General features: G+C 66.7%; 5 protein-coding genes. 1 reads left to right on the top strand and 4 read right to left on the bottom strand.

Going from position 1 to position 12,296, the window contains the following annotated elements; translation table 11 throughout:
* Positions 1-4 precede the first annotated feature (4 nt).
* Positions 5-3,472, bottom strand: coding sequence for a contractile injection system tape measure protein (locus GE253_RS13720; RefSeq protein ID WP_153204672.1), 3,468 nt, complete (start codon positions 3,470-3,472; stop codon positions 5-7).
* Between the two features lie 4 nt (positions 3,473-3,476).
* Complete coding sequence (locus tag GE253_RS26060; protein ID WP_211101447.1) at positions 3,477-5,312, bottom strand: DUF4157 domain-containing protein; 1,836 nt, start codon at positions 5,310-5,312, stop codon at positions 3,477-3,479.
* Here GE253_RS26060 and GE253_RS26055 point away from each other — a divergent pair.
* Complete coding sequence (locus tag GE253_RS26055) at positions 5,311-5,514, top strand: hypothetical protein (protein WP_211101446.1); 204 nt, start codon at positions 5,311-5,313, stop codon at positions 5,512-5,514. The genes GE253_RS26060 and GE253_RS26055 overlap by 2 nt on opposite strands.
* 42 nt (positions 5,515-5,556) lie before the next feature.
* Here the strand turns inward: GE253_RS26055 and GE253_RS13710 are convergent, their stop codons facing one another.
* Together GE253_RS13710 and GE253_RS13705 are read right to left on the bottom strand one after the other, a co-directional pair.
* A complete protein-coding gene (locus tag GE253_RS13710; protein ID WP_153204670.1) occupies positions 5,557-8,058 on the bottom strand; it encodes a hypothetical protein in 2,502 nt (833 codons plus the stop codon).
* Positions 8,055-12,290, bottom strand: coding sequence for a hypothetical protein (locus GE253_RS13705; RefSeq protein ID WP_153204669.1), 4,236 nt, complete (start codon positions 12,288-12,290; stop codon positions 8,055-8,057). The genes GE253_RS13710 and GE253_RS13705 overlap by 4 nt, the downstream gene beginning before the upstream one ends.
* Between the last annotated feature and the right edge of the window lie 6 nt (positions 12,291-12,296).

The raw sequence follows: 12,296 nt of genomic DNA, 5'->3' as shown, positions 1-12,296 counted from the left end.
GGTTTCACCAGGTGACATGGATCGGGCTGGTCATCCAGCCATGGAGGACGATGGAAAACCCCCACGGGATCTGGTCCACCAGCACATCCACCGTCTTGCGCTGAACGGTCAGGGTCCAGCCATTTTCCGCCGGGGTCAACTTGCCCTCCCGCTGCAGGAATGTCTGGCGCAGGCCGATGGGGGAGGTATCCTTGATGATTGTCCAGTTGGCCAGCACCGCCCGGGTCAACTGCCCGCACAGGGCCAGGTCCGCATTCGTGGGTTCGATGGCCGGTTCGATCGGGAAGGCGGGGGTGACACCGCACAGCAGCTTGTTCAGCACCAAATCCGGTTCCGGCCGGTCGCACCGCTCGTCCACCAGATACTGCAACAGGTGAACGGCGCGGGAGACGGTTTCCAGCCCGTGCAGCCCCGGCGTGCCATCCTCCCCCGGCATCAGCAGGTCAAGCTGCTGAAAGAAACGCGGCAGGAACGGCGCCAGCAGCACCAGCCCGGCGTTGCCGATGTAAACCGGCTCCTGCGGCTGCGTGGTTGAAGCGGGGAAGCGCCAGCCGGATGGCCGGGCCGGGGGCGACGGCGGCGGCGGGCGGGGGACAGCCTGCAGGGCAGCGGTTACCCCGGCATGGCCGCCGTCCCGCGCCAGGGACTGCGCCTTGTCCAGCAGGGGGGACAGTTGGGCCGGGTCGCCGCCGGCCAGCCGCTGCACCAGTTCCGCCGCCAGCAGCCGCACCGGCCGCAGCTCCGGCGGTCGCTCAGCCACCAGTTCCAGCAGCAGCGACCAGGGCAGGTGACGCAGGGCCGCGCGTTGTTCCGGGCTGGCCGTCTCCCGCCAGGCGGTGGCCAGCACCGTGCCGGCGGCGATCAGGAAGCGGGCCCGCTCCGGGGCGATGATGGTCAGCAGCTGGGCCAGGGTTGCGTCTGCCAGATGCAGGGCCCAGCGTTCGCGCACGGCGGCCTGCGCCAGACCGCGGGCCAGCGCTTCCCGCAATGCCTCCGCCTCATGCTCCGCCAGCCATTCCACCAGGGTCGCCAGCTGCTCCGGTTCCACCCTGTCATCCGGGATATCGCCGGCCAGCCAGGCCAGGGCCAGGGACCGCGCCGCCCTTTCCGGGGGCGGGTCCGGCACGGGCGGTGAAGGGGATGCAAGCGGCGGGGGCAGGGGCGGCGGAAAGCGGTCCCACAGCATCGCCTCCAGCACCCGCCGCCATGCGGCCACCGGCGTCATCCCCGGCATGTCGGCCAGCACACCAGACAGGCGGGTGGCTTCATCCGCCTGTCTGGCATCCAGCAGGGCGGCCACTTCCTCCGGCAGCAGCCAGGCCAGCAACCGATCCAGCCTCTGGGGCCAGACGGTGGGGTCGGCATGGGCAAGCCGGCGCAGCAAGGCTGCCAGACCAGCGGGATCCTGTGTCGCCAGGGCCGGAAGGCCAGACCCGCTGGCCAGGGGCTGGCTGCTGGTCAGATACCGTCCGGCCAGGAACAGGGCCTGGCCCGGCAGCGGTGCCGTTGCCACTTCCTGCAACATCGCCTCCAGGCCTGCGGGCAGGTCGGGGATGGTACCGTTCACGGTTTTGGTGGTGGTATGGCGCAGGATGTCCAGCAGGCCCGCCCGATCCAGCCCGGCGAACCGGGCGACACCATCCAGCAGCCAGGGCAGCACCGGCATCCCGGACCGCCCGCCCGGCCGCACCATGAAGCCCAACATCAGGGCACGGCCCAACTGGCGGAAGCCCATGTCGTCCAGGGTCAGGAGGGGAACATGTCGATGCAGGTCACACAGCCCGTCCAGCGTGTCCAGAAACCCGCCCGCATCCGCGCCAGCCAGTGTTGCCGCCAGCCGACGGAAAGCGGCTTCCGACAACAGCCCCGCCAACCGGTACACCGCACCGCGGTCCCCGGCCAGCCGCTGGACTAGCCCTGCTAAAGCGTCCGCTGAAAGATCGGCCAGCGCTGTCGCCAGTGAACCGGTTGCTTCCCCCTCCCGCCGCAGCAGCCGTTCCAGGCTTGCCGGCAGGTCTGCCATCGGCGGGGCTGCGGCCAGGGCGGCGGGGGCTGTCACTGCCTGCTCCCCGATCAGTTCCGCCACCAGGGCGGGAAGGGAGGAGGCCAGGGGCAGATGCCGGCCGGTCCGCTCAAGGCAGCGCCCCAGCAGGTCCAGCAGCCGGGCATAGGCGATGCCCTCCGCCGCCGCCATCCCCTGCAACAATCGTCGCAGCCAGTCCCGCCGGTTGAACTGGGAGCCGGGATCGCGCAGCAGATGCAGCAAGGTCAGCAGCCGTAGCAGCCGTTCCATCCCCAGATCGGACAGGGTCAGGATGGCTTCTTCATGGTGCAGCCGGGTGATGTCGCCCAGATAAGTCAGGATCAGGGTGGCATGGCCAGGTTCCAGCCTTGTCAGGATATCGGCAAACACGGGTGTCGCCAGGCGGCGGACCAGCCGTTCCATGGCGCTGCGGTCCGCCGCCTGCCGGCGCATCAGGGCCAGCAGTTCTGTCGCATCCCCCTGCTCCGCCCGGCTGATCAACAGATCTGGATTGTCGATCGGTCTGTCGGCGGCAGTGGTCGCTGTGGGGGGTGGTGGCCGGGGGGTGACAGCGAAAAGCTCATGCAGCACGCCGGGCAGGGATGACCCCAGCGGCCGGTGCCGGCGCAGTTGCTCCAGCCCCAGCCGCAACAGGTCCAGCAGGGCGGCATAGGGGACCCCCTCGGCCTCTGCCGCCCCTTCCAGCAGGCTGGCAACGAAGCTGCGGCGGTTGAACTGGGAACCCGCTTCACGCACCAGATAATCGAAGGTCAGCAGCCAGAGCAGCCGGCGCAGACCCGGTTCCGCCAGGGGCAGCAGCGGCTGGACCTGATGCAGCAGGATCAGATCCGCCAGATAGGCCAGAATCTCCGCCGCTTCTGCCGGGGCCAGCAGGGCCAGCAGCCGGCGCAACCCGGCTTCCCCCGCCTGCAGCACCAGCCGCGTCAGCGCTGCCCGATCCCGCCCGCGACGGCGCAGCAGCGCGGCTGCGGCGGCCGGCTGCGCCGTCATCAGCCGGTCCAGCAGGGCGGCTGGCGCCATGGCATCCTGGCCGCGTGCCCAGTAGGGCAGGGTGCCATGGGCTAGATAATGGTCCAGCAGCTCCAACTGGGCCTGCTGGGGGGAGAGGTGACGGGCTTCCACGGCAGTCCCGTCAGTGTCCGCGCCGGTCAGTGCCCGCCGCAGCGCCTCCGTCAATACCCGTTCCAGAGCGGCGGCGGCGGCCTGCTCCAGCCCTTCAGCGGGAAGCTGCCCCAGATCAAGGTCAAGCCGGTCGATCCGGATATGTCGGTCTTCACCGGCCAGCATGTCGAACACCCGCTCCAGCACCGCCGGCAGCAGGCTGCGGGCCATGGTCTCCACCCGCCCGCGCAGAGCCATGGCCAACGGCATGTCGGCGGCTGTCACTTCCAGGCTCAGCCGGCGGACATGGTGGAGGGATGGGGGCATGGGATCAGAGTCGGTGGATCAGGTTATCCAGATTGATCGGCTTTTGCGGAGCTTTCTTGCCCCGCTTTTTTTGTGCTTTCTTACCGGGCTTTTGCAGTGCGTTCTTGACCTGATTATAGGCTGGCCGATTGGCGAAATAGAGGAACAGACACACTCTCAACGGGTCCGCCTCAATCAACGTTGCCGCCGTTTCCGGATTCGCCATCAGATGGATGGTCGTTGCCAGGAACTCGGTATGATAAGTGTCGTCATAGACCTTGGTCGCATAACTCGACCTCGGGTCATGGGACATTTGTTGCACGAACCGATCAATCCGGTGTGGACCGTTGCCGATGCCGGTTCGAGCACTCAGCCCGTCCACCGCGAGGCGGGTCAGGGAAAGGTGTCCGCCGACATCTACCGGGGGCGTAGTGGTATCATAGCCCCGATCCGGCTGTTCCTTGTTCATCATGTATTCCTTGCCGACCCGTCGCATCCGTGTGTCTTTGCTGCGAGCGCGCAGGAAGTTATGCAACGTTCCGAATTCGACGGGCGGCAGGTTGTTCTCCAGATGATGGCCAAGTTCGTGCACTAGGACGCCAGTGGTTGCCCCCCAACCTATGGTAAGGTTGCCATCATCGCTCATGTAGGAAATCGAGCTGGAGCCTTGCTCCACCCCGCCAACGTCTGGAAGACCAGGGCGTTGGACAAGCGCGTTGAAGGTATGTTGCGCCGCGGCGGCCATCGGGTGCTGATCGGCGTTGTTCACGGTCAGTGATTGATTTCCAACATTCCCTCCGTTCGGGCCAAAGGCGGTGCCTTTCAGGATCGAGCTGATGAAAGGGTTTGCATACAGCGCACCACGGATTTTCGTCTTAACCTGTTCATCGTTTTCTGGATTCTGTTTATTATAAAGAGGGGAAATTCTGCCATCTAAATATTGTTCGACAAAAATTTCTATTGTACCTTTATGGAATTTAGCTTTATCGTTCGTAATTAAATTATTGTTTACTCTTTCTTGTAGGTTGTTTCGTAGCCCAGTGCTATCTATTTTATTTATAACGCTTTGAACCGTGTCATTTTCTCCGATGCCCTCATATGCTCGGGTTATCACAGTTTTCCACACCTCAGGGATGTTTTCTTTATCGTGGTGTATATTGTAATCTGTCCTGGCCGACTGGATATCGGCCCCAATGGTCCCGCCGAGAACCGAGCCGATGGTTCCAAGGAGACCGCCCGAGACGGCACCAACGACTGGCCCGCCCAAAGCTGTTCCGATCGCGGTGCCCGCCAGTGCTCCTCCCGTTCCCAGAGTACCGGCCCCCAGGCCGGCACCGACGCCTCCGACTTTGGTCGCTGCCGTTGAGGTCGCTGCGGCGACGCCCAACCCGATTGCTGCTGGAATCCCGACGGCACCGCTGAGGGCCAGCCCCGCTCCTACCGCGCCGCCAACCCCCAGGGTCTTCAGTGCCTCTTCCCAGGAGACCCCCAGGGACGTCAGTGCCTCTTTCCAGGAAAACCGCTGCACCGGCATCAGGGCGCTGCTGCCCAGCAGGTGGGAGCGCAACTGTGCCGGCTGCCGCGTGTGGATGGCCCGCATCTGGGTGGCGGTGGCCCCCAGCCGGTCGGCCTCCGCTTCCAGTGATGTGTCGTCATTCAGGGCCATGCCGCCCACCTGGCCGGTCACCGGCACCCGTCCTTGCATCTGCTGCACAACATGGCCCAGCTCATGTGGCACATGCTGTTCCTGCCCTGGGGCGACATGGATATCCTGTCCCCTTGTATAGGCGTGGGCCTGCAGGGTGGCGGGCTGGGATGAGTTGTAATGGACGCGTACCCCGTCCAGGGACAGGCCGGACATGGTTTCCATCCCCTGCTTCAACCCGTCGGGCAGGCCGGTGTGGTTGGGCTGGCGCTGCACCGGTGCGGACAGCGTGTCCGACAGGGTGGCCAGGGCGCGTACCTGGGGCCGGGCGTTCAGGTCGGCGACCCGCTGCGCCAAGGGTCCGGCAGCGGTGGTTGGGGAGGAGATTGTCCGGGAGGGACCGGCGTCCGATGCCTGACGTGCTGACAGTGCCTGGTGCTGCATCTCTTTCTCCCTCTTCTCACGCGTGCGGGGGCTGCTGGCTGGCGGCCGGGTTGGCATCTGGACTGGCGCTGTGATCGGCCAGGAAGCGTTCCAGCCGCAGGCTGGCCTCTGCCAGCCGTTCCGGCGGCCCCCGGCGCAGGGCGTCGATCCAGGCATCATAGCGAGTCCGGAACCGGCGCATGGCCCCCCGGTCCAGGAACAGGCACTGCGGGGCGATATGCGACGGGGTATTTTCCCGCACGATGGCCGTCACCTGCCGCTGCCACACAATGTCGGCCGCTTCCTTGCGGCTGGTGGCGATGATGGCGCTGAGGCGGAAGCTGTAGCGGCTGCCCGGTGTGCCGGAAAGCGGGGCGGCGGCGCGCAGCAGCACATGTTCCACCACATAAAGCTGGCGCCGGATGGCCTGGCCGCCATTGGCCCGCACCAGGCCGCGAACGCTGGCGATGGCATCCTCCGTGCGGGGATGGCTGCCCAGCAGCCACCAGCCGCCGTCACTGCCGCGACAGGCCACGCGCACCGACCGTTCCCCCGGCAGGATACCGATGCGGTACCGTTCCGGGTCGGCCAGGGCGGGCAGCAGGGGGGCGGGAACCCGCTGGCCAGCCAGGGGAGCTGCGGTTATATCCGTCTCCTCCTCCCCATCGTCACCGTCGCCGCTGTGCATCACCCTGTCCACCGGCAGAAAATAGCGCTCCACGACGGCGGCCAGTTCCCCGTCCAGGGATTGGCCGATGGTGGCCTCTGCCGGATCGGTGACGACGATGGCGCCGCTGCTGCCGCCGCTGCTGCCGCCGCCGGCGGCTGTGCGGTCCAGGATGCCAAGCTGGATACGGCAGCGGATCAACATGCCGGCTTGGTTGTGCCATAGGGCTGGACGGCGGTAATCGAAACCGCGACCCCGGTCGCGGGTGGCCGGAACCATGCGCACCAGCAGTGCCTGTTTGGCCCGCACCAGGGGGGGATCGTCGGCATCGTCGCCATTGCCGCAGTCGCAGCCTGATTGCGGCGGCGCGGCCAGGGATTCCCCGTACAGGGACAGCAGCAGATCCAGGATGGCGGCCCGGCGTTCGGCGACCGGATCGCTGGCGGCGGTGACGCTGGCCAGCCCGGCCTCGTAATCGGGGGAGAGCAGCGGTGCTACATCCGGCACGATGGTTCGCAGGGATTGGGTGGCATAGGTGGTGGTGCCACCGCCGGTGCGGACAGAGAACAGGTTGCGCAGAAAGGCCAACTGGCTGAAATAATCGGCCATCAACTGGTCAAACGGCATCAGATAGCCCTTCAACTGTTTGGCCTGACCGTGGCGGGCCGGACTGGCCTGTTCCGGCAGCCCATAGGCATTGATGCCATAGACGTTGGGGAACTGGTTCTGGACCGAGTAATAGGCGCTTAAATCCTGTGGCTTGCCGGTGGGTGGGGCATAGGCCTCCTCATATTCCGGGCGCAATGCATAGGTGCGGCGCTGGGCCGTCCACAGGCCCGCCAGCAAGACCGCTACCCGCCTCGGGTCCGGTTGACAGGCGACATCCCCCCGGTAGAGCTGGATGGGGAAGCTGCCATCGGCATTGGCGGCGGTGTCCAGCCATAGCAAGCTGCCTGCCGGCACCGGGATGGTTTCGCCGGCGATGTAGGTGTGGGCATCGCCGGACAGGGTGACGGTCAGCCCCCCCACCGATACCACCCCGGTGGTTTCCGCCATCAACCGCAGCAGGCTGTCCACCGGGATCGCCGTCAGCAGGGGGGTGAGCTGGTCATCGGCGATGAAGCCCCGCAGCATCAAAGGCCCGTCAAATATCTCCGCCGTGGTCTTCCCCGCCGCCAGCTGGGTGGCCAGGGTGGTGCGCTTGGGTTCCGGTGCCAGGAACAGGCCAATGGTGAACAGCAGCCGCGCCTGTAACAGGCTGGCATCCACATGGTCGCCCATCTGCACCCGGGCGGCCACGCGGGTGCCGATCAGGGACAGGATATTGATGCTGTTCACATCCTCATCCAGGGCCCGGTGGGCAGTATAGGTATCGCGTACCCGGCGGACGATCTGCTCCGGCCGATAGGTGGCGTGGGTGCAGCAGGGATCGGCCTGTTCCGGCACATGGATGGCGATGTCGTACAGTCCATTGACCCCGCCCACCCTATCGGGCTGGCAGGGGGTGAACCAGACATTGCTGATGGCGGCCACCCGGTCCAGCACCAGCCGACGCAGATCGGCGATGGTGACTGGGTTGACGGGCATAATGGCCGGGCCGGGATACAGCCCCTGGCGCCGCAGCCTGATCTGCCCGCTATCCGGATCGCATAGCAAATCCGCCACCGAAAAGCCGGCCCGGTATGACAACTCGGTCAGGGCGTAGCAGAGCTGCTCCAGAATGGTGACGCCGGGATCGGAGAAATTATAGTCGGTCCAGATGTCGCCGGACAGCTGCTGGGTCAGGGCCGTCCCTTCGGCGTTCAGGGCTCCATAATCCAGGCCGGGATGTTCCAGGGCAGTGGTGGAGATGGTGGCGCTGCGGCGGGTCATGCGCCCCCCCCGGCGGCCAGCCGCCGTCCCGCCCGCGCCGATACAGTCTCCCCGCTCAGATCATGGGTGCTGGCCGAAGTGAGATAGTGCCAGCCCGTCCGGGCATTTTGTGGGTCATAGCTCAGTTCCAGGGACAGGATGGCCCGTACATAGGGGCGGCGACGGATGAAGTCGCCGATGGCGTAGTCATTGTAATAATCTGCCGGCCGTGGGCCCAGGGCAGGGGCAGGCCAGGGGGACAGCCAGTCGATCAGTTCCTGGTTCAGGGTGTCGGTCCAGGCTGCCACGGTGTCGCCATCGCTAAACAGCACCTTGGCATGAACGGTGATGCGGACATAGGTGGGGTTTTCCACCGTCAGCGTAATGAAGGGGCTGATCCGTGTGGCCAGAAGCTCGCCCACCTCCGCCAGCAGCAGCGGATCCACCAGGGGCACCGTGGCGTCGGAAATGTCCGGGGTGCCGGGACCGGCCACCACAACCAGACGCACCTGTCCCGGGCCAGGTTCTGCCGGGTCATCCGCCTGCCCGGCAGGGATCGCCATGGCCTGCCACAAGGTGGGGAAATCGGCCAGCACCAGCCGTGCATAATCCCAGCCCTGGATGCCACGTTCCTTGTGCCGCAGCCGTTCTGCCATCCAGGCATGGAAGCGCTGGCCGGTGGCCGCTGCACGCCCCCCGAAGGAGGCCAGGGGCTGCCCGATACTGCCAATCTCATCCAAAGGGGGATCACTGCTGGTGATGGTGCCGGCGGGCAGCGGCGTGCCCAGGGTCTCTGCCCCGCCCGGCCCCACCCAGGCGGCGGTCACGGCGTTGGTCACCAGACCGGCCAGCAAGGGAAAACGGTCGGCATCATCCACTACCGACAACCGCAACAGCATCTGCCCATCCGGTCCAGGGTCGGGCAGCGGCGGGGCGATGGTGATGATGCCGGTGTTTTGCAGCCCGTTGGTGCCATCTTCCTGCAATCCGTCGGGCTCGGTGATGGGCACCCAGTTTCCCCCCACCGCCTGCGCCCATGCCACCGGCGGCGGGTTGCTGGACCAGCCGGCTTCGCCCGGCGCCATCTGCACCAGCAGATTCAAGGTTTCGGCCGCCCCGGACAGCCCCAGATACAATGTCCCCTGGCAGGGCTGCGGGTCCAGCAGCGGCACAGTGGCACCGATGGGCCAGTCCACCGCCGCCACCCCGGCGAAGGGCAGCAGGTGATAGAAACAATCGCTGCCATTGCCCGGCAAGGTGCTGGTTGCGCTGTAATTCACCCACAGGGCGGCGATCTGGGGCAGCCACGGGGCGTTGGGGGTGGGGACAATGGCACTGGTGCAGCCCTCCATGCAGGTGGCCATGCTCTCTGTCTGAGCCTGGGCCATATCCGCCTTTGCCCCCCGCACCCCGGCCGCCAGCAGCGGCCGGGCCACGGCCGGGTTTTCGCCACTCCCTTCAGCCCGGGCCTCGATCACCTTGCGGGCGCTGCCCAGCAGCACCCGGGCAAGGCCCAGATCGCGTACGGCCCCCGTGCCCAGGGCGGCGGCGTTCTCTTCGATCCAGGCGCTCAGGTTGGCGTTCACCGTGGTGGCGTCGGCAGCCTCCTGCTGGCGCAGCGGCCCCCGCGCCCGTCGCAGCCAGGAGGTGCGGCCGCCATTGCTGGTGGGGGGCTTCAGGGACTGGGTCAGGTGGGTGCGCCATTCACCCCGTTCGACCGGGATGGTTACCACCTTATCCAGGGCGTCGTTCACCGCCTTCAGGGCCGCGCCGTTCAGTTCCTGCACCGCCCGGGCCAGAGCCTGGTCCACCATGTCGTGATAGCGCTCGTCACTGGCGGACAGGTTGGCCTCGGCCACCGGATCCAGGGCGGCAGCCATGGTCGCCACCTCTGTTTCCCCGGCACATTTCTGGACGCAATATTCGCTGCAGCCGGCCACCAGGGCGGTGTTCTGCAACGATGCCGCCATCATGTTGTCGGCGTACAGCGTGTCGCCGAAGGCATAGCTGGGCTGGGTCAGGGTCAGGGTGATCCGGCTGTCGGCCGGTGCGTAATAGGCGGGCGGCGTGGTGGGCACCACGGTGAAATTCTTGAAGGTGCTGTCTGGCAGCACCGGCCTGGCCGCCGCCGGGGTATCGGAACTGTCGGTACGGAACAGAAAGGCGGTGACGGTCGTCTCCTCCGCACCGGTGCTGTCCGACGATGTTGCCCGCAGGTCCCACAGGCCCGGTTCTTTTACCTGCAGCGCGCCTTTGAAGGTGGCGTTGTCGAACAGATAGGTATTGGGCGGAATTCTGTTGTCGTTGGCGTCAATGACATAGCCCTTATAGTAGCCCTGAAAGCCGGTACTGGTCTCGGGCAGGCCGTACCAGGTCAACCCCAGCTCCAGCCAGCTCAGGGTCTTCAAGAACAGTTCGGGGGCGCTCAGCGACAGGGTCGCACCGGTGGTGGCGGGGGAATCGAACGGCGCGATGGGCTGGGACAGGTTGGCGGCCCCGTCGGTGGTTTCCACCGTCAAGGCGGTCAGGTTTGTCACCCCCACCGTGATGCTCAGGCCGGACAGGATCAACCCCGACAGCACCGCATAGGGATAGACAGATGCGGTGGTATCGCCCGTCCCCAACACCACCCGTTCCGCCCGCAGCCGGGCCAGCAGCACCGGCAGGCCCGCCGCTGCCCAGCTGTCATCGGTGGGCGCGGTGAAGGCGGCGGCGCTGGGGGGCAGGATAAAACGCAGGTAATAGGTGGTGTCGGTGCTGGTCGCCGCATCCCCGCCGGACGGGTCGCCGGGGTCGGTGACAGGGTTGGTCACCCCCACCGTCAGCCCCTGTACCGGAACCCAGCTACCATCGCTGGAATAGGCGAGATCCAGGCCCGCCTGCAGCAGGGAGGCCAGCACCTGCGACGGCGCGATCCCTCCCGCTGCGGCGCTGATCTCCTCCAGCATCGGCATCACCGCGTCCAGGCTGGCCCCGGTGATGGTCAGGCCGATGGATATCTGACGGGTGCCGCCCGCCAGCAACAGGGTGACACTGGCGATGGCGAAACCCAGGCTGGCATTGGTGGTGACCAGCCCCCCGTCCGTCCCCACCTGTGTTGAGCCGAACGGTGGGAACGGGCTGGTGATGGCGGGGCTTTTGTCCGACAGGGCCACCGTGCCGGCCAGCACCTGGGCCGGGGCGGTGGTGGAACTGTTCCCGCCTGCCGGCAGCAGCAGCGGTTCCTGGGCGACACGCAGGGTGCGCAGGCTGGCCAGGGCGGCGGAATAGACCGACAGCGAGCGTTCCGGTGCGTAATTGACGGTCTCCCCCGCCTCATCCACCCCGGCGGGAAAGCGGGTATCCAGGGGAACAGCCGTTGCTGTCACCCCATCGCTGGGGACGAAGGTCAGATAAAGCTGGTCGGCCATCGCCGGGCTGCTGTCCTGCCGCAGGATGGTGCCGTAATAGAAATCCACCAGCCGTTCGGGAAACCGGTTCAGCGCCCGCTGGGCGTGGCGGAACAGCATGATGAAGGCGATATAGAGGGACGCCTGAGGGGCGTGGTCCGCCTGGGTCAGCGACACCTCCAGGGCCTGCACCGCATCCGCCGCCAGCAGGTCCAGGCTGGCCAGCAGGGCGGTGGCAAGTTCGGTCAGGGCGGCAATGATCTGGTCGATCCAGTCCCGCTGCCCGACAGCCGTCGGGTTGGCCATGGCGGCGGCGGCCGGCGCTTCCAGCCCCCAGATGCCGGACAGGCCGGCCAGATCCAGCCGCAGGCCCCGTTCCGGGGCGGTGCCGGCCATGCGGCCGTTCACCGTGCGCAGCGGGGGGGCCAGCCGCTCGCGGATTTCCTTGCGCACGGCGCGGGACAGCGGTTCTGCCGACCGCTCCCCCCGTTCCAGGATGCGCAGCAGGCGCAGGATGGCGGCCAGCAACCGGCGCAGCAGGGCAAAGCGCTCCTGCGTGCCTGACGTTTGGCGCAGGCGGTGCAGCAGGTCGCTCAGCTTCACCTCAATGTCCCGCACATCCAATGCTGCCAGCATGGCAAGCGCGATGCTGGGATCGCTGGCAAAGAACAGGGCCCAGTCCCCGTCCGGTGTGTCGGCCAGATCGTAAAAGCTGATCAATTGTCCGTATTCGGCGGCAAATGCCAACAACTGGGCCAGGCTGCGCCCGTCCACCTGCACCCGCGCCGGCGCAGGGGCCGTGCGCAGCCGGTCAAGCTGGCTGGTCGCCCGGTTCAATACCCGGTATGTGCCGTTTGCATCCATGGATCA

Source organism: Niveispirillum sp. SYP-B3756 (assembly GCF_009495745.1).
Lineage (GTDB): Bacteria > Pseudomonadota > Alphaproteobacteria > Azospirillales > Azospirillaceae > Niveispirillum.
This window is presented reverse-complemented; position numbering and strand designations above follow the sequence as displayed.

What these genes read in the sequence shown, in the direction of transcription:
- GE253_RS13720 (WP_153204672.1), bottom strand. Translation starts at nt 3,472, where the DNA reads ATGCCCCCATCCCTCCACCATGTCCGCCGGCTGAGCCTGGAAGTGACA.
- GE253_RS26055 (WP_211101446.1), top strand. Translation starts at nt 5,311, where the DNA reads ATGGTTTCCATCCCCTGCTTCAACCCGTCGGGCAGGCCGGTGTGGTTG.
- GE253_RS26060 (WP_211101447.1), bottom strand. Translation starts at nt 5,312, where the DNA reads ATGTCCGGCCTGTCCCTGGACGGGGTACGCGTCCATTACAACTCATCC.
- GE253_RS13710 (WP_153204670.1), bottom strand. Translation starts at nt 8,058, where the DNA reads ATGACCCGCCGCAGCGCCACCATCTCCACCACTGCCCTGGAACATCCC.
- GE253_RS13705 (WP_153204669.1), bottom strand. Translation starts at nt 12,290, where the DNA reads ATGGATGCAAACGGCACATACCGGGTATTGAACCGGGCGACCAGCCAG.